Origin of the sequence: Xanthobacter dioxanivorans, assembly GCF_016807805.1 — a bacterium.
Lineage (GTDB): Bacteria > Pseudomonadota > Alphaproteobacteria > Rhizobiales > Xanthobacteraceae > Xanthobacter > Xanthobacter dioxanivorans.
Map to the genome: position 1 here is coordinate 3,292,826 of NZ_CP063362.1, position 23,763 is coordinate 3,316,588.

The window sequence follows — 23,763 nt, forward strand, 5'->3', positions numbered from 1 at the left end:
AGGGCGCGATGAAGCCGCTGTGGCCTCTTCGGGCCCGGCTCTTGATGGGCGCCGCTCCGGAAAGCTAGGTCTTCCCGTTGTTGTGCAGAATGATTAGAGTTTGAAAGTCATTATTCCGAAAAGTGAAATCATGGCATGGACCGGATCGACGCCATGACCGCCTTCGTCACGGCCCTCGACGCGGGCAGCCTCGCCCGCGCCGCCCGTCGGCTCGGCCGCTCGCCGGCGGCGATCACGCGCGCCGTGGCGCAGCTGGAGGAGCATCTCGGCACGCGCCTCCTCCACCGCACCACGCGCGCCCTGCACCTGACCCAGGCGGGCGAGCTTTATCTGGCCTCCTGCCGCGCCATCCTTGCCGATCTCGCCCAGGCGGACCTGCTTGCCGCCGGCGAGCGCACCGATCCAAGGGGCGTCCTGTCCGTCACCGCGCCGGCCACGTTCGGCCGCCTGCACGTGGCACCCGTGATCGAGGATCTCATCGAGGCGCACCCGGCGCTGGAGGCGCGGCTGCTGCTGGTGGACCGGGTGGTCAACCTGATCGACGAGGGCCACGACGTGGCGGTGCGCATCGGCCGTCTGCCGGACTCGAGCCTTGTCGCCGCGCGGGTGGGCGAGGTGCGGCGCGTGGTGTGCGCGAGCCCGGACTATCTCGCTGCCCGCGGCACGCCCACCGTGCCGGCGGACCTGTCGACGCATCAGGTCGTCTCGTTCTCGCAGATCACCGAGAATGCGGTCTGGACCTTCGCCCCGGGGCCTTCGGGCGGGGCGCGCAAGCAGGTGGGCGTGCATGCGCGCTTCACCGTCAACAGCGCCGATGCGGCCATCGCGGCGGCGGCGCGGGGCCGCGGTGTCACCCGCGTGCTGTCCTATCAGGTGGAGGACGCGGTGGCCGCCGGGCGCCTGCGCCTGGTGCTGGAGGATTTCGAAGGCGAGCCGCTGCCGGTGCACGTGGTCTATCCGGGGGCGCGGCTCCAGGCGGCAAAGCTGCGCGCCTTCGTCGACTTCGCGGTGCCCCGCCTGAGGGCGCGGCTCGCGGCCCTGCCGGTCTCCTCGCGGCGGGCCTGAATGGCGTGACGCCGGGCCAGGGCCGCCGCCTGCGCTGCGGACAACCCGGCTCAGCGCGGCTCCAGCGCGGCAAGGGCAGGACGCAGGACGCCTTCCAGCAGCGCCCGCTCGGGCCGGATGCGGGACAGGACGCGGATGCCGAGCAGCACGCCGAGCAGCATGCGCGCGAAGTCCTCGGGCGACAGGTCGGCGGCGATGGCGCCGTCCTTCTGGCCCGCCGCCACGCGACGGCGGAAGAAGGCCTCGATCTCGCCGAGGGTCCGGCCTGCGGCGGCGCGCATGTCGGGATCGTGGGGGCCGAGCTCCACGGCGGCATTGACCATCATGCAGCCCTTCATGTCCGGATCGTCCAGCGAGCGCTCCACCACCTCGTCGAAGAAGGCGCCGATGGCCGCGCGCGGACCGATGGCGGGATCCTCGAGGCGACGGATGCGGTCGGCCACGCTCTCATCCACATAGCGCTGAAGCGCGCGCTCATAGAGCGCGTGCTTGTCGCCGAAGGCGTTGTAGAGGCTGGCGCCGGTGAGCCCCATGCTGGACGCGAGGTCGCGCACCGAGGTGGCCTCGTAGCCGCGCATCCAGAAGCAGCGGATCGCCGCGTCCAGAACCTCGTTTTCGTCGAACGCCCGTGGCCGTGCCATGTCGCGCGTCGTCTTTCATTGTCGTGGGCAATGCGGGCGCGCCTGACGCCCGCCCCTGAGCTTTCGGAAAGAGATCGCATTATCCCATCGGCTTGCGGTGCGATGGGCGCGTGCTCCGGCTTCCGTCACCCGGCGCGTCGCGCGGTTTGCCCGAAGAGGATCTTCTTGCCTTCCTCCGTCACGGTCGGGCGGTTGGAATAGGGTTCGCCCCTGGCATAGGCGGCGATGGTCGCCGGCCGCGCCGCCACGGCTTCGAACCAGCGCCTGAGATGGGGGAAATCGGCAAGATCCTGGCCCTGGCGCTGGTGGGGCACGATCCAGGGATAGATGGCCATGTCAGCGATGGAATAGTCCGGACCCGCCACATAGGCGCCCCCGGCCTCGGCGTTTGCCGCCAGCCGGCGGTCCAGCACGCCGTAGAGCCGGTTTGTCTCCTTCACGTAGCGCTCGATGGCGTAGGGGATCTTCTCCGGCGCATACTGACTGAAATGGTGGTTCTGTCCGGCCATGGGGCCAAGCCCGCCCATCTGCCAGAACAGCCATTGCATGACGCTCGTGCGGGCGCGCGGTTCGGAGGGAATGAAGCGCCCCGTCTTCTCGGCGAGATAAAGCAGGATCGCGCCGGATTCGAACACCGGGATCGGCGCGCCCTTGTCGCTGGGGTCGAGGTCGACGATCGCCGGCATGCGGTTGTTGGGGGCGATCGCAAGAAAGTCCGGCTTGAATTGGTCGCCCGCACTGATATCCACCGGGATGATCCGGTAGTCGATCCCTGATTCTTCCAGGAAGAGCGTGATCTTGTGGCCGTTCGGAGTCGGCCAATAATAAAGATCGATCATCTTCAGCCTCGCTGATGCGCCGAACGCCACGCGAGAACACCCGCATCGCGCAAAAATCGCCCGAAGGGAGCTTGTGGCCCCCGCCTCGGGCACATTCTATATCGGTCGATCTAAAACGCAAAATCCGGCCGGCCGTGGTCATATCCCAGTTTGAAAGCCATGCGTTGCCGCCCCTTTTCCCGCTTGCGGGGGAGGGCCGGGGAGGGGCAGCCGCCCGTCCCGGTTTGCCGATCGGGCCAATTCGCATTTGCGAATGGCTCGCGCAGTGTTGCAAAATGAGGCATGCCTCCTTCCGCGCCACCGCCCGGCTCCTCATCCGATACCCGCCCTGGGGCGCGTACCTTTCTTGGCAGAGACGGGCGCACGCTCCTGCTCTGGTGCTGGCAGGGGCTGGGCGGGACGCTGGCGGTCGCCGCCATGGAAATCGCGGCCTATTTTGGTGAGACGCCGCTGGCCCTCATTCCGTTCGCCACCTCCATCGTCCTGGTTCTGGGCATGCCGGAGGCAGAGGCGGCCCAGCCCCGGGCGCTGGTGGGAGGCCATCTGGTCTCGACGCTGGTGGGCCTGGCCATGCTCGCCGTTTTCGGCCGCTCCGAACCGGCCGCGGCGGCGGCGGTGGGGCTCGCCATGGTCGCCATGCGGGCCACCGGCACCATGCATCCCCCGGCGGCCATCAATCCCATCATCGTGGTGATGGAGGCCATGAAGCCCGGCTTCCTGCTGGTCCCGGTGGGTTTCGGCGCGGTGCTGTTGTCGCTGTATGCGTTCGGCTGGCACAACCTGGCGCGGCGGGGAAGCTGGCCGTCGCGCTGGTGGTAAGCCCTGCATGAGATGGGCGTCCGCGACCGCCTCCGGATGAGCGCATGTCGGGATCAGCCATCGGGCTCACCGTGCGCGATTTTCCCACCATCTCAGGCAAATTGCTGGAGGCCGTGGCCAACGGACCAATTTTCCTTCGCGGCATCGGCGATGACCACGAACACGTTTTCCGGCCGGATGCCCGGGTTCTCGCCGAGCAGCTCCGCAATGCGCTTGAAGAGCGTCTTCTTCTGCTCCCCCGTGCGGGTATTGAAGACGGTGATCCCGATATAGACGAGATCGTCGCTCCGCGTGACACCGAAGGCCGCACCGTAGCGGAAGTTCGCGGCGTCATGCTCGCTGATGGTCATGAACTGGTCGTCTTCGGGCACGCCGAGCGTCTCGCGCAGGGCGCGGTAGAGGCTGTCGAACATGGCCTGCCGGTAGGCTTCGGGCTTTCCGGCGCGCATGGAGATGTGAATGAGCGGCATCGCGACCCCTTTGCTTCTGTGACCCGCTTCGAGGTTAGACGCCGCTCTATCATTTTGGTATTATATGGATGCTGATATCAATAATAACGACTGAAAATGATTGGGCGCCCCCTCGACCTGGACTCCGTCCGGGCTTTCATCTGCATCGCCGAGCTTGGCAACTTCACCCGCGCGGCTGAGGCGATGGGGACGACGCAGGCTGCGATCAGCCTGAAGCTGAAGCGGCTTGAAGAGCGGGTGGGCTGCCGGCTCGTCGAGCGGACGCCCCGGTATGTGCAGCTTTCGGCGCGGGGTGATGCCTTCCTGGAACATGCCCGCGCGCTGCTGGAAGCGCACGACCGCGCGCTCGCCCTCTTTGTCCAAACCCGGGAACGCCTCACCATCGGCATCAGCGACCATGTGGCGGGGCCTGAGCTTCCCGCCTTGATCGCGCGCATGAACGCGCAAGACCCGCAGCTGTTGATCGAAATCCGTATCGGATCATCGGGCGATCTGCTTCAAAGCTTCGACCGGCGCGAGCTCGACACGGTGATCGTCCGCCTGCATGCCGGGCGGAGCGACGGGGAGATGCTCACGGAAGAAAAGTTCGGCTGGTTCGCGTCACCAGGCTGGCAGCACCGCGCGGGCGAGCCCCTGCCGCTGGCCACGATGGCCGAACCGTGCGGCGTGCGTGCCATGGCGGGGCAGCTCCTCGATGCGGCGGGCGTGCCCTGGACGGAGATTTTCGTCGGCGGGGGCGTCACGGCGGTCGCGGCCGCCGTCATGGCCGGGCTCGGCGTTGCTGCGTTGGCTCCGCGCATGCTGCCCTTCGGCGCCGTCGAAGTCGGCCGCAGGCTCGGCCTTCCGGACCTTCCGCGCTTGCCGGTGCTGCTTCACACGAGGATCAGGGACGGCCGCCCGCGCGATGCGCTCGCCGCGCTTTCGGCCGCCTTCAGGAGCGCGGTGCGTGGCTAGGGCGTTCCCCCGTTTCACGGAATCGGGGAAACGCCTATATCTCTGCGTGATCGCGTTTTCTTCACGCGAATCGGTCTCCACTTCGCTCGAAAACGCTCTGGGCACAGGGGCCCCACCCCAAATGCGCCCGGGCGAGAGGCCGAGGTCGACACCGTCCGTCTCCCGCGACCGGGTTGCCTCGGTTTCTGGCCTGACGGTAGGGCAGAAATTCGCTGGACGGCGAAAAGCGCATACCGTCGCGCGCACGGCCGGAGCCCATCGTTTCAGGGCGATAGGCTCCGATAGGGAGTGCTTGATTTTTTGTTTGATTTCAGCTGGTTATTAGGGTGTGGCAATCGTTCGCGAGAGGCCGCGAACGTGCATCTTTCATTCCCGTTCGATGGCCAACAAGCTTGATTTCGCAATGTAGTTATTGAGATTTCCGCCTGCGGTGCAAGTCTATACCAAGTCCGATACCTTTCGTTGAACAGCGGTGTATTTGCGGATCCGATATAGTGGTTCTTCTCGCCACAAACGTGGGCGCATCATAAACGAGGTCCGCGAGAATGCAGGCCCCAGGGGTGATGGCTCAACACCTGATCGCTACTGGCGCACACCCCGCACCTCGGATTGCGCGGATCTGCACCCAGCTTGATCTGTTCGCCCTCGGCCCCGGTGGCGCCGATGGTCGCGACCGTTTCGATGCCGGAGCGCCGAAAGACGACAGGGCGCATCACCAGTTCTGCCGATGCGCCTCCAAGGCGGTGGAGATAATTCCTTGGCACTCGGGTCCGCAAAGGGGCCCTTGGTGCGGGCTGCGATCTTCGAGGCCCGGGATGTCTCACCGCGAGTGATCCCATGCGAAACACCTTTCGACTGGTTTCCGGCTTGTGGCTCGGCACGCTGGCGGCGTTGCCGGCTTCGGCGATGCCCCTTGCCCCATCCCCTGTACCGGCGACCGCCTCCACGACACTGGTCGCCCAGGGCTGTGGCCCGGGCTGGTGGCGCGGGCCCTGGGGCCATTGCCGCGACACTCCCTATACCGGCCGCGTGCCGGGCGGCGGGTGGGTCTACGACCTGCCCCCCGCCTATGGCTATTTCGGCAATGGCTGCCCACCCGGCTACTGGCATGGGCCCTGGGGGCATTGTCGCGATACCCCCTATCACGGCCGGCTGCCCGGCGGCGGATGGCAGTGACGGTGACGACCGTCTCCCGCTCAGATCCAATGAGACAAGAGATATTGATCATGAACCGCACTCTCATGGCCGCCCTGATGGGTGCGCTTGTCATCGCGGCGCCCACAGCGCAGGCCCAGACGGCGCTGCCGGCGGGCGCACTGCCGGAGCCCCCCGCCGTGGAGCTCTACAGCGGGGCGGATGCCCAGGCCGTGCTCGAGGCGCGCCTTCTCGCGCTGAAGACGGTGATGACCCTCACCCCGGAGCAGCAGAAGCTCTGGCCGCCGGTGGAAGCCGCCATCCGCGCGGTGGCGAAGTTGTCCGCCGAGCGCCGGGCCGAGCGGGCCAAGGCGCCGCCGCCGGCTGATTTCGTAGCGATCCTGGAGCGCACCGCCGATGCCGAGGCGCTGCGCGCGCGGGACCTGAAGAGCGTGACGGCCGCGCTGAAGCCTCTCGTCGCGTCTCTCACGCCGGAGCAGCAGCGGCGCATTCCCGCCTTCCTCGGCCTGCGCGAAAGCTCCGGCCTGCCCCAGCCCACCGCCGAGATCTGGCTGTTCGAAGAAGAAAACTAGGGTCAAAACAATATCATCTCGCCAACTTACGCGCCTTAAGGAGGCTTCCATGTCCATATCCTTCCTGCATTCCAAGGGAACAGAAGCGCCCATCAAGATCCCCGCCATTGGGCTCGATCTGTTCGTGCGCATGCCGCCGGCGGCGAGCTCGGGCGAGTTCTGCTTCATCGAGACCATCAATGCCCCGGGCGCCGGTCCCCCCCGCCATCGCCACCGCGAAGCCGAGATCTTCCGCGTCATCGAGGGCCGATATCTTTATGAGGCGGACGGCCGACGCTTTTATGCCGAGGCGGGCGACGTGGTCAGCATTCCCGGCGGGGTCGAGCACGGCTTCTGCAACGTGACCGACAAGCCCGCCCGCCAATACATCCTGATGGCGCCGGCCCTCGATGCGGCTGCCTTCTTCACCGAGCTCGCCGGCGTGATGCACGACGGCATCCCCGACCAGGCTGCGCTCAATGCCTTCGGTCTGAAGTGGCACGTGGAGTTCCTCGGTCCGCCGGTGAGCAAGAACGACCAGCCCACGGATTGAGGCGGGTACGGCCGCCCCCATCGACCCAAACCACGGCCCGCGGCGCGGGCCGACCCATGAGACATTCGGGAGGACATCGTGACTGATCGCGTTCTCATCGTCGGCGCGGGACCGGTCGGACTGACCATGGCTCTGGAGCTGGCGCGCTACGGCGTGCAGGCCCGTATCATCGACAAGATCCCGGACGCGGAGCACACGTCGCGTGCGGTCGCGGTATGGCCGCGCACGCTGGAGCTTCTCGACCGCTCCGGTGCGGCAGCCGACCTGATTTCTCTGGGGAACAAGGTGACCGTCGCCAACCTCTTGTCGGGTGGCCGGCGCGTGGCGGCGTTGTCTCTCGATCAGGTGCCCTCACCCTATCCTTTCGTGCTCATGGTGCCGCAGTACGACACCGAATCCGTGCTGCGGCGTCATCTCGCGGCCCACGGGGTCGCGCCTGACCTCGGCATCGAGCTGCTCGATTTTGAACAGGATGCGGACGGCGTCTCGGCCCGCCTGCGCGGCAGCGATGGTGCCGAGAGCACCGAGCGCTTCGCCTTTCTGGTCGCCTGCGACGGGGCGCACAGCGTGGTGCGCCACCGCCTCGGCCTCGACTTCAAGGGCGACACCATGGGCCTCGACTGGACCCAGGGCGACTTTCACCTGAGCGGATATCCCTTCCCGCCGTCGCAGATGTCCATCTTCTGTCACGAGGACGGGCCGATGCTGTTCTTCCCCATGGGGCCCGATCGCGCCCGCATCATCACCAGCCTCGGCCCGACGACCGGAAAGCCAGCGGTGCCGCTGGACCAGGACGCCTTCCAGAAAGTGCTGGATGTGCGTGGCCCCGGCGGCATCACGCTCACCGGGACGGTCTGGATCAGCGCCTTCCACATCAACGAGCGGCAGGTGGACAGCTATCGGACCGGACGGGTCTTCCTCGCCGGCGACGCGGCCCACATCCACAGCCCGGCTGGCGGGCAGGGCATGAACACCGGCATGCAGGATGCGATCAATCTCGCCTGGAAGCTGGCGCTGGTGAGCCGCGGCATCGCCACCGCCCCGGCGCTTCTGGACAGCTATGACCCCGAGCGCCGCCCGGTGGGCGCACAGGTGATCGAGGCATCCGGGCGGATGACCCGGATGGCGACGCTGGCCAACCCCATCCTGGAGCATCTGCGCGACGTGGCCGTCCATCTGCTGCTGGGGCTCGCGCCGGTGCAGCGGGCCATGACCGGGCTGATGGCGGAAGTCTCCATCGGCTATCCCCATAGCCCGCTCAACGGCCCATCCCGGGGCGAAGCGGCTGCGGGGTCGCGGGTGCGGCCGGTGGTGGGGGAGGTGCCGTTCGGCTCGGGCGACACGCCGCTGTTCGCCGCGTGCGGCGGAGCCGGCGCGACCGAACTCGCCTCCCGCTTTCCCCGGCTCGTGGCGTCGTCGCCTCGATCCGACGGCGGAGCTTTCATCTCGCTGGTCCGTCCGGACGGCTACCTCGCAGCCCAGGTGGAGGATGCGGACTGGCAGGCTCTCGTCCCCTATCTCCACCAGATCGAGGCGGAGCGCTGAGCGCTCATTGCTTAAGACAGATCCCGAACGGTCTTGGCGGTCGGAATGACAGCCCGCCGCACCGAGGGCTTCCTGCGCGGATCCCTCAACCTGGCGGGCCTCGGTGACGATGCCGGCGCGTCCTTCGACATCGCCTTCCAGAACGAGTTCACCATCGGCCGTCGCGACGGCGCGGTGATCGTCACCACGCCCGACCTGATCTGCGTGCTCGACAGCATCTCGGGAGAGGCCATCGGCACGGAGAGCTTGCGCTACGGTCAGAGGGTCACGGTCATCGCCCTACCGTCGCAGCCGATACATCGGAGCGTGGAGGGGCTGCGCCACGTCGGTCCGCGCGCCTTCGGCCCCGACGTCGAATTTCGCAGCGTCTTCGGGGAGGAGCCGGCATGAGCCGCATCGGAATCGACGTCGGCGGCACCAATACCGATGCCGTTCTGCTCGAGGGCGGCAAGGTGCTCGCCGCGCTGAAGCGGCCGACCACCGTCGATGTCGCGGACGGCGTGCGCCAGGCGCTGGTCGATCTGGTCGCCGCGGCCGCCGGCCGTCCGGCGCTGGGGCGGATCGAAGCGGTGATGATCGGCACCACGCATTTCACCAATGCCGTGGTAGAGCGCCGCCATCTGGATCGCGTCGCGGCGCTGCGCATCGGCCTGCCCACCCGTGCAGACGCTCGACATGGAGGACATTCCGATCGCCTATCTGCCCGGCAATGCGCGGCGCGTCCGCGTGCGGGTCATCGGGGATGTCGCACGGCTCACTGCCTAGCGGGTCCCCCGGATGGCGGCGGAATATCCGGCGCCATCCGATGCATCGCCCGGCGGTCCAGCGGCCGCGTGGGTTCATTTCATCCCTTGTTCCGGATCCAGCGACGTTCGGGCCCTTTCCTCCCGAGCCGCTATTTCTGCTTTGCGGTGAGCGGCACGTAGCAAGGCGTCCAGATCTTGGCGCGGATACGCTCCTCGATCTGATCGACGCTCACGCCGGGAGCATGGCCTTCCTTGTGCGTCTGCATCGCGACCGCGAGCGCGACATTCGCCGCGACCTCGCGCAGCGCGCTGACCGGGGGCAAGAGATTGTGCTTCGGGTTGTCGCGCGCAGGCGACGCATCGGCCAGCGCCTTCGCTGCCGCCATGAACATGCCGTCCGTGACGCGGCTCGCGCCGACCGCCAGAACGCCGAGGCCAACACCTGGGAATATGTAGGAATTGTTGGTCTGGTCCACCTTGAAGCGGGCGCCGTCGCGCATGAGCGGGGGAAACGGGCTACCGACACCCATCAGCGCCCGTCCTCCGGTCCAGGCTTCCATATCCGCCGGCGTCGCTTCCGCGCGCGAGGTCGGATTCGACAGCGGAAAGATCACCGGCCGCTGGTTGCACTCGGCCATGGCGCGGACCACCGGCTCGCCGAAGGCGCCGGCCTGGCCGGAGACGCCGATCAGCACCGTTGGTCGCGCATTGCGCACCACGTCGAGAAGCTCGATCCTGTCGGGATGGCCCAGCGTCCAGCCGTCGATCGCCTGCCGCTTCTGCACGAAGGGGACCTGGAACGGGGCGAGGCCGTCCATGCCTTCGACCAGGAGGCCGTTACGATCGACCATGAAGAAGCGCGCCGCCGCCTCGCTCTCCGACAGGCCGGCGTCGCACATGGCCGCGCGGATCAGGCCGGCGATGCCGCAGCCGGCCGAGCCTGCGCCAAAGACGGCCACACGCTGTTGGGTCAGCGGCACGCCGGTGACAGTGATGGCCGCCAGCAAGGTGCCGGTCGCTACCGCGGCCGTGCCCTGTATGTCGTCGTTGAAGGTGCAAAGCCGGTCGCGATAGCGCTCGAGCAGGCGCGTCGCATTGTCCTTCGCAAAGTCTTCCCATTGCAGCAGGACCCGTGGCCAGCGCCGGATGACGGCCGAGACGAAGGCCTCGATGAAGTCGTCATAGTCCTGGCCCCGCACCCGCTCGTGGCGCCAGCCCACATAGAGCGGGTCTGCGAGGCAGTCTGTATTGTCGGTCCCCACGTCGAGCAGGATCGGCAAAGTCGTCGCGGGATGCAGTCCGCCGCAGCCGGAATAGAGCGCGAGCTTGCCGATGGGGATGCCCATGCCGCCCGCCCCCTGGTCTCCCAGCCCCAGGATGCGCTCCCCGTCGGTCACGACGATCGCCTCCACCGCGTCGAAGCGCGGCTGCGCGAAGATCTGATCGAGCCTTGACTGGTGCGGAATGCTGAGGAAGAGGCCGCGCGGCTTGTGGTAGAGGCGGCTGAACTGCCGGCAGCCGGCACCGACCGTGGGCGTGTAGACGATGGGCAGCAGCTCTTCCAGGTTCCCGACCAGCGTCGCGTAGAACAGGGTTTCGTTGGTGTCCTGAAGCTCGCGGAGGAAGGCGTAGCGTTCGAGATCGGTCTCGAACTGGCGCAGCGACTGGAGTGCGCGGGAGATCTGCTCGTCCAGGGTCGAGACGTGCGGCGGCAGCAATCCGTGCAGATGGAAGGCGTCGCGCTCGGCTTCGGAGAACGCAGTACCCTTGTTGAGCTGGGGATCGGCCAGCAGTTCGTATCCGCTCAGCGCGGTGGCCATTGATGCCGTCGCCTCAGACATGAAGATCTCTCCTACCCCTGACCGGTACGCCGCAGCTCGATGAAGGTGTCCGGCCCGTAATGCAGGGTGTTGCGGGCGTAATAGGGCGGCACCTGCACGTCGAACTGGGCGTGCCCGTGGCTCACGTCGCTGCGCAGGAGATCGGTGCGGCTGGCGATGTCGAGGCGCAGCCGCTCGCCCGGCATCAGCACCACGGGTTGGGGCGTGAGGCTGAAGCGCAGCGTCACCGGCACGCCGGGTGTCAGGGGCTCGGGCGTGTCGATGTCGATGGCGATCTCGGTCATGGTGGAGCGCGCCACATCGATCCTGCGGCAGGCAGGTCGGATCGCGCCCATGGAAAGGATCTGGTAGCCGCCGTCCGCCGAGACGAGGCCAGTGCGGGCCACCACGTAGGAATCGATCTCGTTGCAACTGAAAGAAAGGCTCACGGTCACCGGGCCGGTCAGTTCCATCTCCTCTTCGATCGGCAGCTCGAAGGTGAGGCGCTGGCTCTCCACCTCGTCGAAGCCCGCCGTCACGATGGCGCCGAGCGGCACCGCCGCCCATCGGTTCGTCCCGCCTTCGCCAGGCGCGCGGTCGAGGCGATGGGTTGCGGCGTCGGCGCCATTGGAGGCCGGGTAGAGGCGGAGCGCCGTGCTGCCCGGAAGGGGCCAATCCGAAGCGCTGCGATAGTCCTTCGCGCCTTCCGTCCAGTATCGCACCCGCGGCTGGGCAGCATAGCCGTTGTCCGCGCCGTAGACGAGATGGTCGAAGAAGGCGAGCGCCTCCAGCTGCCACGCATAGACCGGCAGGTCATAGGTCGCAGGGCCGACGATCAGCCAGCATTGATCCTTCGGCGTGCCGGCATTCTCGAACAGATCGTAGGCGCCGAACTGGTGCAGGTTGAGGTACCCGGCGTTCTGTACCACCACGAACGGCACCTCGATGTCGCCCAGCGCGCCGGACGGGCCGGCCGGTAGCACGCTGGTCGCCCGGGTCTTGCCGTCGAGCATGAGGCCGGCGAACAGCTGACGCGTCCGCGGCGTCGGCACCTGCCGCTGGAACGCCTTCATGATCCGCGCCATGCGCTTCTTCAGCTGCGGCCACCACACGTGCTTCAGGGCTGAGTTGGTGATGTGGCTCACCACCGCCCGCAGCAGCGGCGGCACGCGCAGCCGGAACTGCAGGGGCGTGAAGTTCGCGCCCATCCAGAGCGCGAAGAAATCGGGCTGCGGCGCACCGCCGAACATGGCGATGTGGCGGAAGTAGTCCGTGCACATCTCGTTGGTGAAGAAGCCCTTCAGGGCCGGCGGGCGAAGCCGCGCCACCTGTGGCTGGGTCAGCCCGTAATAGGAGGTGCCGAACAGCACCACCTGCCCGTCGCACCAGGGCTGGGCGGCCGCCCACTGGATGACTTTGGCGTGGTCCTCCACGTCCGTGTCGTTGAGGTAGACGGCCTCGGCGCCGCCCGAGCGGCCCATGCCACGGCGGGTGACGATCACATGCGCATAGCCGCGATCGGTGAAGACCGGCGGGCTGCCGGTCTCGTTGTTGCCGGCAGGCACGCCGGCGGCCTGCAATTCCTTGGAATAGGCGGCGAAGGCGATGACCGCCGGATAGCGGCCGGGTGCCTTGGGCACATAGACATCGGCGGCGAGCGCGATGGACGGAGCGACCTCGACCATCTGGTCCGCGAGGACGCGGCATCCGAGCCCGGACTTCGCGGCGGGTCCCGGCGTCCAGCCGGCGAGCTGCGCGCCGAACAGGCCGCCCTTCGGCGCGATGAGATTGTCCCAGAAGCCGGGCTTCCCGTTCTTGTCCGCCATGTGCGTTCTCCCCCGTCTCAGGACCGGCGCGCCAGATCGCGGCCTGGCTTCCTACAATTGCGAGATGTCGAGGCCGGTCTTCTTCTGCGCGGCCAGCCGCATCTCGCGCACGACCCATTTCTGCTTGTCATCCGGAATGAAAAAGCCGCCGATTCCGGACGAGAACAAAAGATCGAAGACACGCTCCGTCACCTCGGTGAGTGCCTGCTCCAGATCCGTCTCGGCCTCGGGCTTCGGCGGAACCACGATGACGATGGTGTCTTCCGCCTGCTCGATGATCTCGATCCTGAAATCCGGATCGGGCGTGTAGCCGAACTCGGCGCAGACCACCCCGACCGGGTCGGCGAGGAGCTTCGCGCGGTAATGGGGATCGGTGGCGATGCGCTCGTAATTCTTCTCGACGAAATCGGCATTGCTCACGGCTGATCTCCCTCGGTGCGGGCCGCGTTGCGCAGGGCCAGCAGCTTGAATTTGGCGGCCACGGGCACGAGCCAGATGAACAGGCCCTGGCTGGACCACAGGTCCATCTGGTTGAGCGGCGCCGGTGGCGGGGGCGATTGCGGTGCGCGGGCGGGCGGGATGGTGAAGTAGACCCGGTCGCGCCGCTGCACCACCACCTTCACCTTGACGCCGGCCGGCACCTCGACGCCCATGGTCTTGAGCGCCTCGACGGGATCGCTCTCCACCTGCGCAGCGAAGGCGTCGTCGGTCCAGACGCGCTTGGTCAGCTCTTTCTCGAAATCTCCGGACATGAACGTCTCCCTGCTTGGGTTGCTTTACGCGGCCTGTTCCAGCGCCCAGCCGCTGCGGGCGACCGCGGTCAGCCGTCGCAGCGCAGCGCGGGCTTGGCGGACGCCTGTCCGCGCGGCATCCAGTGTGCGCACTTCGTGGTGCGGCCGATCCCCGGATTGAACGCGTTGCAGGGATCGAGCGCCTTGAAATGGTCGACCATGGCGGGCTTCGCAAAATAAAGGTGCCCCACATTGTGCTCGGCGGGATATTCCGCGCCGCGCGCATCGAGGAGCTTCCACATGGCGTGCTCGATCTCCTCGCAATTGCCGCCCTTGGCCACGATATAGTCCTGGTGGAAGACGTGGCAGAAGAAGTGGCCGCAATAGAGCTTGCGGATCATGTGCTTGTCGATCTCTTCGGGCAGCGTCTCGAACCAGTTCTCGTCGTTGCGGCGGAGCGCGATGTCGAGCGCCACGATATCCTCCACCTCCTTGTCGTGGACCGCGCGATAGCGGATGGCGGCGCCGGCGGCGGCGAAGCGGTGCAGGAAGGCCTTGTCGCCTTCGTCCCGCGTGCACTCGAAATAGTCCCCGGACTTCGAAGGGAAGATCGACTTCAGATAGGCGCGGGCTTCCGCGATGCCGTCGTCCCCCATCTTCAGGAGCAGATAGTGTTCGAAGCGGTCGCGGTAGTCCGTCATGCGCCTGGGCAGATGCTTCGGGAAGAGGTGGCTCAAGGCCTGCAGCATCTTGGCGCTGAGATTTTTCGGCAGGAACGCGATCCGCCGGCAGAAATTGTCGAATGCCGCCTGAAGGGCGAACAGGCGCGGGATCATGTCGGTGCCGAGATAATGGATCACCACGAAGGTGTCCTTGCCGTAGACCTCCGCGCAATTGAAGGAGTCCCGGTGCATGTACTCGCCTTCGATCGGCAGCTCCTTGAAGCTTCCGAGGATATGGCGGCGGATGCCTTCGAGCTCGCTGGTGTCATTCGAGCCGATGTAGAAGACGACCTGTTCCTTCTCCTTCAGGAAGGTGTCGAGCCGCACCGCCATCAGCATCACCTTGCCGGCGCTGCCGGAGGCCTCGAACAGGCGGCGTGGATCGGCGTTGAAGCGGGAGGGGGTTGGCGCCTCGATGTCACGTACATGGTCGGCATAGTCATGGTCCGAGGCGGCGCGGGAGGGGTCGTTGACGATGTCGGCGGGGGTGAAATCGCCGCTCTCGATCCGCCGAAGGATCGTCTCCGGGTCGTTGCCCAGCGCGATGCCCAGGTGATTGACGAGATGCAGCCCGCCCGCCTCATCCAGCCGGGCGAACAGGGCAAGCTGGGTGAAGGCCGGACTACGATGGATCAGGGCGCCGCCGGAATTGTTGCAGACGCCGCCGAACACCGATGCGCCGATGCAGGACGAGCCGATTTCCGAGTGCGGCGCGCGGCCGATCCTGTCCAGCGCCTTCTCCAGATGGAACAGGGTCGTGCCCGGCAGGCACACCACCTGTGTTCCATCGTTGATCAGATGCAGGCCCTCAATACGCATGGTGTTGATGAGCACCACGCCACGGTCATAGTCGTCGCCGTCAGGGGTCGATCCGCCGGTGACGCCGGTGTTGGCCGACTGCAGGATGATGATCTTGTTTGCCGAGATGCAGGCCTTCAGCACCCGCCACTGCTCCACCAGCGACCCCGGCCGCACCACGGCAACCACCGGCCCGTTGCCGAACCGGATGCCGGTGCGAAAGCGCCGCGTCGCCTCGGGGCTTGTCAGGACATGCGATCGACCGACGATGTCCTGAAGGTGCCCGATGAGGGCCGCGTCATCGTCGAGCGTCTTTTGTCCAACTGCATCACGCGCCGGAACGGTCAGATCGAGAAATGCGCCATCCATGGCATCCGCTCCCTTGCACAAGCTGTGATTTCAGCGTCGAGAGAAGAAGTTCCGGATGCTCAAGTCGGGGGCCAGGCGGTGACGACCTCGATGAGGGAGGGCTTGCCGGCCTTGAGCGCGCGGGTGAAGGCGGCGGCGAAGGCCGCATCGGTGTCGACCCGCACCGCCTCCACCCCGTAGCCCGTGGCGATGGCGACGAAATCGATGTCCGGCACGTCCAGGGCAGGCACGTGCTCGGCTTTCAGCACGCCGGCGAACCACCGCAGGGCGCCATACGTGCCGTTGCGCATGATGACGAACACCACCGGCACCTTATGCTGCGCCGCCGTCCACAAGGCGGTGACGCTGTAATTGGCAGAGCCGTCGCCGATGAGCGCGATCACCTGCCGGTCCGGCTCGGCGAGCTGCACGCCAACGGCGGCCGGCATGGCGAAGCCGAGGCCGCCTGCCGCCCCGAAATAATAGCTCCCCGGCTGCTCCCAGCGCATCCGCTCCCACATGGCCTCGATGGTGGAGGTGGATTCGTTCACATAGATGGCGTCGCGCGGGGCGAGCTCGTCCATGAGGTCGAGGACGCGCTCGGCGGCGAGGGGGGCAACGCCCGCCGCGGCCCGTGTCGGTGTCTCCCGCGGCTGCGGCTCCGGCCGTGCCGCATCGCTGACCTTGTCGGCGAGCGCTGCGAGGATAAGGCCAATGTCGCCGACCACCGCATCGCCCATGGGCGCGCGCGACGCCTCGTCGGGGTCGCAGGTGATCTGGATCAGCTCGGCCCCGGGCGGCAGCAGGGGGCCGGGCTCGTACTGGTGATAGCGGAACACCGGCGCACCGGCCACCAGCACCAAATCGTGGCCTTCCAGCTGCCTGGAGATATCGGCCATGCTGGCGGTCAGGAGGCCGCGGAAATTGCGATGGGTAGTGGGAAAGGGGCAGCGCGGCGCCGAAGGGGCGACCCACACCGGTGCCTTCAGCCGCTCGGCGAGGCGCACCGCGTGCGCGTTCGCGCGCGCCGCGTCCACGTCCGGCCCCAGCACGATCACAGGATTGGTGCTGCGATCAAGGCGCGCGGCAAGCGCGGCAAGCGCTCCGGTATCGAGCGCGCCCGCGGCGGAGACCGTGCGCGTCAGCAGCCGCAAGGATTCCGGCTCGGCGGGCTTGTCCCAGTCGTCATAGGGGATGGAGAGATAGACCGGCCCCGGCGCGGGCAAGGCCGACAGGTGCAGGGCGTGGCTCATGGCAAGGGGCACGTTCTCCGCGCGGGCCGGCTCGCAGGACCACTTCACCAGCGGCTTTGGCAGCGTGGTCGCATCGATGTTGGTCAGGAGCGCCTCGATGCCCATCATGGCACGAACCTGCTGGCCCGCAGTCACCACCAGCGGCGTATGGGCATTCCAGGCGTTGGCGAAGCCACCCATGGCGTTGCCCGTGCCGGCTGCGGAGTGGAGGTTGACAAAGGCGGTGCGGCCCGTGGCCTGCGCGTAGCCGTCGGCCATGCCGATGGCCGCGCCCTCGTGCAAGGCGAGGATGTAGCGGAAGTCGGACGGGAAATCCTCAAGGAAAGGCAGCTCGTTCGAGCCGGGATTGCCGAAGATGGTGGTAATGTCGTGCCGGCGCAGCAGATCGTAGGTCAGGTCGCGGATGGTGGTCATGATACGCCTCTGGAATGTCCGGTGGTCGCTGATGCACCGCTCGACTGTGATCGATGTTGCTTGAGCTTATTCGATGCCATTCGGGGGATACATCTACAGAAGTGGTGATGCGCCCTGCTTCTTCTCCCGGCCCTTCCTGCCGCCGCCTCGTCCGACACCCGCATAGCGCCCTGCCCGTCGCACCAAATGCCTTGCTTGGCGGAGCTGCCGGCAAGACCGGGCCGACTCGTGGAGGCCGGAAAGCAATCATCCGATGGCGGAGCGAACGGCGTCCGGCGTGATGGGAATGTGCCGCAGCCGCGCACCGACGGCGTTGAAGATGGCATTGCCGATGGCCGGCCCCACCACCGTCGTGGCCGGCTCTCCCAGCCCGACCGGGACCTCGATACTGTCGACGAAGCCGGTGTCCATCTGCGGAATGTCGCTGATGCGCAACGGCATGTAGCTGTTGAGATTGGTATCTTTCACCTGGCCGCGCTCGAAAACGGTCCCCTCGTGCAGGGCCATGCTGAGGCCCCACAATGCGGCGCCCTCGACCTGCGCGCGCGCGCCGTCGGGATCGACCACGGTGCCGGCATCAGCGACGAGCGTCAGCTTCTCCACCCGGACGGCGCCTGTGGGCCGGTCGACGTGGACCCGCGCCACGCAGGCGATCCAGGTCGGCATGGTCCGTTCCTGCCCGAAGCTGGTGGCCAGCCCGAGGGCGGTATCGGCCGGGAGCGGAGCGCCCCAGCCGGCCCGCGCGGCCGCCCGGCGGACGACCTCAGCCTGCCGCAGCGCACCGCCCACCGCGTTCGGCGCCGAGCCGGCGTTGCGACCCTTCGCGTCGAGCAGCTTCAGCCGGAAGGCGACAGGGTCCTCCTTGGCATGGTGGGCGGCCTCGTCCATGAAGCTTTCCAGCGCCCAGTTGGTCCAGCCCGGCCCCACCGAACGCAGCCAGCCCGGACGGAAAGCGGCGTTCGCCAGATCGTTCGAGATGGCGCGCACCTTCTGCGCGCCGACACTGTACCAATGGTCGGCACCGGAGATGGAGAACGGATCGTAGAGAACGCCGTTCGCGCCCTTCGGCATCAAGGATGGCGTCATGACCTGCGACGGCCACCCGGCGGCCGCGTCGTGCTCCATCGCGGTCACCTCGCCGCCCGCACCGAATGCCATGCGCAGCCGCTGCACCGAGGGCGAGCGGGGGGAATCAAAGCGGGCATCGTCCTCCCGCGTGAGCACCATTTTCACCGGCTTGGCGAGCGCCTTCGCCGCCAGCGCGGCCGGCACTGCGTAATCGCCGTTCAGCCGGCGGCCGAAACCGCCGCCGATCAGGTAGGTGCGCAGGATGATGCCGGTCTCGGGTCGCCCGAGCGCCTTGGCCAGCGTCGGCAGGATCAGGCTCTGCCACTGGTTGCCGGTGTGGATCTCGAACACGCCGTCCTTCTCGAATGCGAGCGCGTTGACGGGCTCGAGCTGGAAATGCAGCACGGTCGCGGTGGTGTAGGTCTGCTCCAGCGTCGACTGCGCCGCCTTGAACGCCGCCGCCGTGTCACCGCCCCCGGTGTCGAGCACGGCGCCGGCGTCCGGCTGGGCGATCAACTGGGCGGCGTGATCCTGGATATCCTTCTCGGACACGGCGGACGTCGGCCCAGGAGTCCAGTCCACCCGGACGAGATCGGCGGCGCGGATGGCGGCGGGATAGCTTTGCGCAATCACCATCACCCAGCCCGGCACGGTGCCCGAGGGATCATCGAGCACGAGACTGCCGACATAGCCCTTCACCGCTTTGGCCGCGCTGTCGTCGACCCCGTTGACCTTCGCGCCGTTCCGCGTCGGGGGGATCTTCGGCCGGGCATAGACCATGCCGGGGACCTTGGCGTCGATGCCATAGCGTGCCGTGCCGTCGGTCTTCGGCGGGATGTCGAGGGCCTGAACCGGCCGGCCGACCAGGCGCCGCTCGGAGGCCGGCTTGATGGGCAACTTCTCGAGTTCGTCCGCAGAAAATCGACGCACGGGGACGCCCTGCCGGGCGATCTCGCCGAAGGTGAGGGAAGCGCCACCCGCAACCACGGTGCCATTCTCGACCCGGCATGCCGACGGGTCGACGCCGAGGCGCTTCGCGCCCTGCTCGATCAGCGCGATGCGCCCGGCCGCTCCGGCCCGGCTGAACAGGGGGAAGCTCTGCCACACCGACCAGCTGCCGCCCGTGACCATCAGACCCCATTTCGGATCGGTGTCCACATGGAGGATGCGCACCTTGTCCCAGTCGGCGCCAAGCTCGTCCGCAAGGATGCGGGCGAGCGCGGTGCCCACATGCTGGCCCATCTCGGCGCGGATGATGTTGATGCTCACCCAACCCTCACCGTCGATGGCGAACCACAGCGTGGGCTCGAACAGGGGCCCGGCCTCGGCCGGTGGCATGCCGCCCGGCACGGCGGGATCCATCGCCGCCGCGGCACCGCGGGGAAAGCCGAAGGCGAGGCTCGCACCGACACCCGCGCCGACGCTGGCGACCAGGAAGCCGCGCCGGGTCAACACGGGCGCGCCCGGATTCATCCCTCTAGCCATGGTTCGCCTCGGCTGCCTTCCTGATCGCTGCGCGGATGCGCACATAGGTCATGCAGCGGCAGAGATTGCCGGTCATGACGGCGTCGATCTCCCCATCCGTGGGGTGCGGGAAGTCCTTGAGCAGGGCGACCGCCTGCATGATCTGGCCGGACTGGCAGTAGCCGCATTGGGGCACCTGCAAGTCTTTCCAGGCCGTCTGCACCGGGTGGGCGCCATGGGGGTCCAGTCCCTCTATGGTCGTGACCTCCGCCCCCTCCACCGTGCCCACCGCAGTGATGCAGGAGCGCGTTGCCCGACCGCCCACATGGACGGTGCAGGCCCCGCACATGCCGATGCCGCAGCCGAACTTGGTGCCGGTCAGCCCAATCTCGTCGCGCAGGACCCAGAGGAGCGGCGTGTCGTCGTCGACATCCACCGTCGTGGCGCGACCGTTGAGGGTGAAGCGGGTCATGGCTGCGCGGCTCCGGATATCTTCATGGCCTCACTCCTGTCCGCGACCCTGGGCGCGGACGGCGGCAACGGTCTTTTCGAGATCCGGCCACGCCGGATGGGACGTGCGGGTGGCGCGCAGATAGGCGGCGATGCGGGCGATGTCGGCATCGCTCAGGGCCGGCGCGAAGCCTGGCATCACGATGCCAGGGGCACCTTCGCGCGCGGTCACGCCGTACAGCATCACCCGGATCAGATTGGTGGGGTCCGACAGGGAGACCGCACTGTTCAGGGCCAGATCGGGCCGTAGTGCGTTGACCTGCCCGCCGCCGTTGAAGTGGCAGGAGGCGCAGGCCGCCGCATAGAGGCGTGCTGTCGGATCGTAGGGAAGCCCGGGGTCGTGCGCATTCATCGCCAGCGCCCGTTCGATCGCCGGCTGCGCCTCGGCGGCCCGCGCCGCCGCCTGCCCGACATCGGCGAAATAGAGGCCGAGCGCGGCGATGTCCGCGTCGGGAAGGCGGGCGAGGCCATCGTGGACGACGGGCGACATCGGACCGGCCGCGACGCCGTGAAACCGGCTGACGCCGCGGCGGAGATAGGTGACGAGCTCATCCTGGCTCCACGGCACCGGCGAAGGGTTCGCCTTCGTCAGGGGCGGCGCCACCCAATGGTCGATCGGCGCGCCCGCGAAGGCGTTCCCACGCTCCTCCGCGCCCAGCGCGTTGCGGGGCGTGTGGCAGGCGCCGCAATGGCTGATGCCCTCTGCCAGATAGGCGCCTCGGTTCCAGACCTCGCCGCGCGCGGGCTGCTCGACATAGCGCCCCGGCTGGAAGAATAGCAGCTTCCATCCCGCCTGAAGCGGGCGCAGGTTGAGCGGGAACGGCAGGCCGTTTTCAAGGGGTGCCGCCCGCACGGGGGTACGCGTCATCATGTAAGCGTAGAGCGCGGCGACGTCTGCGTCGGTCAGCTTGGTGAAGTGGTCATAGGGAAAAGCCGGAAACAGATGCGAGCCGTCGCGCGACACGCCCGAATGCATGGCCCGCCGGAAGGCGGCCTCCGACCAGCTGCCGATGCCCGTCTCCACTTCGGGGGTGATGTTGGTGGAATAGATGGTGCCGAAGCCGGTCTGCATCGCATAACCGCCGGCATAGGGCGCGCCGCCCGGCGCGGTGTGGCAGGTGGCGCAATAGCCGGCGCCGGCCAGCACCGCGCCGCGGGCGACGAGGTCCGGAGCGAAGCTTGAGACTGCGGGCGGCGTGATGGGCGCGATCGCCGGGCGCCAGGCCAGGGCTGCGAACCCTCCGACCCCGATCACAAGGAGTGACATCAAGCCGATGAGCGTTCGCTTGAGCAATTGCAACACTCCCCTGCTGGCCTGCCGTCCGCGATCGAGAACTCCTGAGGCCGGCACCTGAATCCAGCTTGGCAGGGCGCCGGTGTATTGAGCATAAGGCGAGAAGCCCGTGACAAAGACCTATTTTGTCGTAGGAGCCGGGTTTACCTTCAGCCGCTCCGCAAATGTTTTTTCCGTCCTATGAATCGGTCAGGCAAGCGCAGCGCCTACCTCACGTCTGCTCTTCAGGAGCGCTTCGATGAAGATCGGCTCCCAAGTCAGGATGTGGCTTGTCATGAGAGCCTTGATCCCTTCTACGTCACCTGACTCAGCGAGGCTCACAAGGCGGTAGTGCTCCGCGACAGAAGAGGCCTGACGCTCCATGCCGCTGCGGGAGGAGATGCCGTGCAGCCGCATCTTGTCCCGCAGGCCCATGGCCATCTCTGTCAGCAGGGAATTCTCGGCAGCGCTGATGAATGCGAGATGAAAATTGCGGTCACTCTCCAGATATCCGTAGAGGTCATCCTCTTCTACAGCCGCCCTGACGGCATCGGCGAGGCCGGTGAGGTGCTCAAGGGTCTTCTTTTTTTTGCGCGACTTCAGCGCGAACAGCTCGGCCGCTCGCACCTCCAGCAGATTTCGCATCTCGAACAGGTTGCGCAGATCGTCCACGGTCGGCTCGACCACCTTGAAGCCGCGGTTGCGCATGGGTTCGATGAGGCCGGTGCGCGCCAGCTCCAGCAGCGCCTCGCGCACCGGGGTGGTGGACACGCCGAGGTCGGCGGCAAGGGTCGGCACGGAGTACATTTTCCCCGGCCCGCTCTGGCCAGAGATGATCTCCGACCTCACATGCCGCAACACCTGCTCACGCAAATTCTGATCCATCGGCCATCCAATGCCTGCGCTCCCCTCCACGTCGGAGGAGAGTGGCGCTTTACAATAGCGCGCCACAGCGCCTCAAGCAAGCCCCGCCCGAGTGCATGGCGTTTGAAAAAGATAATATATTCCGCAGGATATGCGGACCAGAAGGGCGTGCGCAAATTTTCATCTTGAAGCTTGTAGTGCGTCAATATAAAACGTGACGTGTGACGCGCTACTATAGCGTGGGAGGAAGCGATGGAAACGCCCCTGACGCGGTGGCTCTGCCTTGGATGCGGCTTCTCGTATGACGAGGCCCTCGGCCTTCCGGAGCACGGCTTGCCGCCGGGCACCCGCTGGGCCGACGTGCCCGACGACTGGGTCTGCCCCGATTGCGGCACCCCAAAGGGCCAGTTCGAGATGGTGGAGATGGGCTATTCGGAAGGCGGCGCCGATCTGGCGCGCATCGCCTGAGCCGACCGGAACCAAGGGAGGCAACCATGAGCAAGTCTTTCGTGCTTCGGGCGGGCGAGCGCGGCCACGATGTCATCTATTCAGACGGCAGCGCCTCGTCCTACGTGGCCGGACATCCGGGCAGCCACATCAGCCGCGAGTCCAGCTTCAACTTCCATCAATACCAGGATGGCCGCCCCGGCTTCGGCACCGTCCGCGTGTTCGGTGATGAAGTCTTCAATGGCGCCGGGTGCGGCTACAACATGCATCCGCACCACAATTTCATCATCTGCGCCTTTGTGCTGGAAGGCGAGCTGACCCACATCAACACCGCCGGCCGCGGCATGGTCGACCAGCTTCGGCAGGGCGATTACTACGTGTTTTCGGCGGGCTCTGGCGGGAAGCACTGCGAGCTTTCCATCAGTCCTGAGAACATGAACGCGATCTATCTGTGGCTCATGCCCGGCCAGCTCTATCTGCCGCCGAGCTACCATCGCGCCCATTTCGACATCCGCACGCGGCGCAACCGCATCGTCCAGCTGGTGGGCGACGCCGACGGCGCGCTGCCGGTGGCGCAGGATCTGCGTGTCTCGCGTCTGGTGACCGACCGCGCCGGCCGCTTCACCTACACCCCGCGTACCCCGGAGCATGGGGTGTATGTGTTCGTCGCGGAGGGCGGCGCCACCGTAAACGGGGCGGCGCTGGCGCGTCGCGACAGCATGGGCATCACCGGCGCCGGGGCTCTCGCGCTCGATGTTCCCGACAGCTCCGACATCTTCTTCGTCGAGACCGCCATGCTCGACGACGCCCGCATCCGCGCCTGGGAAAAGGCGAATGGCGCCGACCTCCTCGACTGAAGGCGCGCCGGGCGATCCGTCCCCAAGGGA

The 23,763-nt window shown here is 67.1% G+C and carries 23 protein-coding genes and 1 pseudogene; 11 read left to right on the forward strand and 13 right to left on the reverse strand.

Translation table 11 applies throughout. From position 1 onward, the window contains the following. Positions 1-135 precede the first annotated feature (135 nt). Positions 136-1,065 (forward strand): LysR family transcriptional regulator, encoded by a 930-nt coding sequence (locus tag EZH22_RS15355; protein WP_203191435.1) that lies wholly within the window; start codon positions 136-138, stop codon positions 1,063-1,065. A gap of 50 nt (positions 1,066-1,115) precedes the next feature. Here the strand turns inward: EZH22_RS15355 and EZH22_RS15360 are convergent, their stop codons facing one another. Continuing rightward, positions 1,116-1,706, reverse strand: a complete 591-nt coding sequence (locus tag EZH22_RS15360) for a TetR/AcrR family transcriptional regulator (RefSeq protein WP_203191436.1) — start codon at positions 1,704-1,706, stop codon at positions 1,116-1,118. 125 nt (positions 1,707-1,831) lie between these two features. Further along, a complete protein-coding gene (locus EZH22_RS15365; protein ID WP_203191437.1) occupies positions 1,832-2,545 on the reverse strand; it encodes a glutathione binding-like protein in 714 nt (237 codons plus the stop codon). Positions 2,546-2,827: 282 nt separating this feature from the next. Here EZH22_RS15365 and EZH22_RS15370 point away from each other — a divergent pair, with 282 nt between their 5' ends. After that, on the forward strand, positions 2,828-3,364 hold the full coding sequence (locus EZH22_RS15370; RefSeq protein WP_203191438.1) for an HPP family protein: 537 nt from the start codon (positions 2,828-2,830) through the stop codon (positions 3,362-3,364). A gap of 92 nt (positions 3,365-3,456) precedes the next feature. Here the strand turns inward: EZH22_RS15370 and EZH22_RS15375 are convergent, their stop codons facing one another. Beyond that, a complete protein-coding gene (locus tag EZH22_RS15375) occupies positions 3,457-3,834 on the reverse strand; it encodes a tautomerase family protein (protein ID WP_203191439.1) in 378 nt (125 codons plus the stop codon). 96 nt (positions 3,835-3,930) lie between these two features. Between EZH22_RS15375 and EZH22_RS15380 the strand changes: the two genes are divergently transcribed. From EZH22_RS15380 to EZH22_RS31845, 7 genes and pseudogenes are all read left to right on the forward strand, one after another. Beyond that, positions 3,931-4,788 carry a LysR family transcriptional regulator gene (locus EZH22_RS15380; RefSeq protein ID WP_203191440.1) on the forward strand — a complete coding sequence of 286 codons (858 nt, stop codon included), beginning with the start codon at positions 3,931-3,933 and terminating at the stop codon, positions 4,786-4,788. A gap of 837 nt (positions 4,789-5,625) precedes the next feature. Then, complete coding sequence (locus EZH22_RS15385; protein WP_203191441.1) at positions 5,626-5,964, forward strand: GCG_CRPN prefix-to-repeats domain-containing protein; 339 nt, start codon at positions 5,626-5,628, stop codon at positions 5,962-5,964. 50 nt (positions 5,965-6,014) lie between these two features. Next, the gene (locus tag EZH22_RS15390) at positions 6,015-6,515 is read left to right on the forward strand and encodes a Spy/CpxP family protein refolding chaperone (RefSeq protein ID WP_203191442.1); all 501 of its coding nucleotides are present in this window, start codon (positions 6,015-6,017) and stop codon (positions 6,513-6,515) included. Positions 6,516-6,564: 49 nt separating this feature from the next. Next, positions 6,565-7,047 (forward strand): cupin domain-containing protein, encoded by a 483-nt coding sequence (locus tag EZH22_RS15395; RefSeq protein WP_203191443.1) that lies wholly within the window; start codon positions 6,565-6,567, stop codon positions 7,045-7,047. Positions 7,048-7,125: 78 nt separating this feature from the next. Continuing rightward, positions 7,126-8,592, forward strand: a complete 1,467-nt coding sequence (locus EZH22_RS15400) for an FAD-dependent monooxygenase (RefSeq protein WP_203191444.1) — start codon at positions 7,126-7,128, stop codon at positions 8,590-8,592. Between the two features lie 45 nt (positions 8,593-8,637). Further along, positions 8,638-8,982 carry an S-methyl thiohydantoin desulfurase domain-containing protein gene (locus tag EZH22_RS15405; protein ID WP_203191445.1) on the forward strand — a complete coding sequence of 115 codons (345 nt, stop codon included), beginning with the start codon at positions 8,638-8,640 and terminating at the stop codon, positions 8,980-8,982. Next, positions 8,979-9,257, forward strand: a pseudogene (locus EZH22_RS31845) (hydantoinase/oxoprolinase N-terminal domain-containing protein); the annotation flags it as partial. The gene EZH22_RS15405 and the pseudogene EZH22_RS31845, both read left to right, overlap by 4 nt. Before the next feature lie 230 nt (positions 9,258-9,487). Here the strand turns inward: EZH22_RS31845 and EZH22_RS15415 are convergent. The 10 genes from EZH22_RS15415 to EZH22_RS15460 all read right to left on the reverse strand — a co-directional run bounded on the left by EZH22_RS15415 (position 9,488) and on the right by EZH22_RS15460 (position 22,450). Continuing rightward, entirely contained in the window at positions 9,488-11,179 is a 1,692-nt protein-coding gene (locus EZH22_RS15415) for an NAD-dependent malic enzyme (RefSeq protein ID WP_203191447.1), read from the reverse strand. Between the two features lie 11 nt (positions 11,180-11,190). Further along, on the reverse strand, positions 11,191-12,984 hold the full coding sequence (locus EZH22_RS15420; RefSeq protein WP_203191448.1) for a CocE/NonD family hydrolase: 1,794 nt from the start codon (positions 12,982-12,984) through the stop codon (positions 11,191-11,193). Positions 12,985-13,035: 51 nt separating this feature from the next. After that, positions 13,036-13,404 (reverse strand): hypothetical protein, encoded by a 369-nt coding sequence (locus EZH22_RS15425; RefSeq protein WP_203191449.1) that lies wholly within the window; start codon positions 13,402-13,404, stop codon positions 13,036-13,038. Further along, positions 13,401-13,736, reverse strand: coding sequence for a hypothetical protein (locus EZH22_RS15430; protein WP_203191450.1), 336 nt, complete (start codon positions 13,734-13,736; stop codon positions 13,401-13,403). The genes EZH22_RS15425 and EZH22_RS15430 overlap by 4 nt, the downstream gene beginning before the upstream one ends. A 68-nt stretch (positions 13,737-13,804) precedes the next feature. Beyond that, the gene (gene dld, locus EZH22_RS15435; RefSeq protein WP_203191451.1) at positions 13,805-15,604 is read right to left on the reverse strand and encodes a D-lactate dehydrogenase; all 1,800 of its coding nucleotides are present in this window, start codon (positions 15,602-15,604) and stop codon (positions 13,805-13,807) included. 59 nt (positions 15,605-15,663) lie between these two features. Continuing rightward, entirely contained in the window at positions 15,664-17,250 is a 1,587-nt protein-coding gene (mdlC, locus tag EZH22_RS15440) for a benzoylformate decarboxylase (RefSeq protein WP_203191452.1), read from the reverse strand. A gap of 246 nt (positions 17,251-17,496) precedes the next feature. Then, a complete protein-coding gene (locus EZH22_RS15445) occupies positions 17,497-19,803 on the reverse strand; it encodes a xanthine dehydrogenase family protein molybdopterin-binding subunit (RefSeq protein WP_203191453.1) in 2,307 nt (768 codons plus the stop codon). After that, positions 19,796-20,254 carry a (2Fe-2S)-binding protein gene (locus tag EZH22_RS15450; RefSeq protein ID WP_203191454.1) on the reverse strand — a complete coding sequence of 153 codons (459 nt, stop codon included), beginning with the start codon at positions 20,252-20,254 and terminating at the stop codon, positions 19,796-19,798. Before EZH22_RS15450 ends, EZH22_RS15445 begins: the two co-directional genes overlap by 8 nt. A gap of 30 nt (positions 20,255-20,284) precedes the next feature. Beyond that, positions 20,285-21,559: a cytochrome c gene (locus tag EZH22_RS15455; protein ID WP_231710981.1), complete on the reverse strand. Its 1,275-nt coding sequence runs from the start codon at positions 21,557-21,559 to the stop codon at positions 20,285-20,287. A gap of 216 nt (positions 21,560-21,775) precedes the next feature. Then, positions 21,776-22,450, reverse strand: coding sequence for a GntR family transcriptional regulator (locus EZH22_RS15460; protein WP_203191456.1), 675 nt, complete (start codon positions 22,448-22,450; stop codon positions 21,776-21,778). A gap of 231 nt (positions 22,451-22,681) precedes the next feature. On the opposite strand from EZH22_RS15460, the gene EZH22_RS15465 reads away from it, so the two are divergent. Both EZH22_RS15465 and EZH22_RS15470 read left to right on the forward strand, forming a co-directional pair. Next, positions 22,682-22,897 (forward strand): rubredoxin, encoded by a 216-nt coding sequence (locus EZH22_RS15465; RefSeq protein WP_210352024.1) that lies wholly within the window; start codon positions 22,682-22,684, stop codon positions 22,895-22,897. Positions 22,898-22,923: 26 nt separating this feature from the next. Then, a complete protein-coding gene (locus EZH22_RS15470) occupies positions 22,924-23,733 on the forward strand; it encodes a pirin family protein (protein ID WP_203191457.1) in 810 nt (269 codons plus the stop codon). The last annotated feature ends 30 nt before the right edge of the window (positions 23,734-23,763 follow it).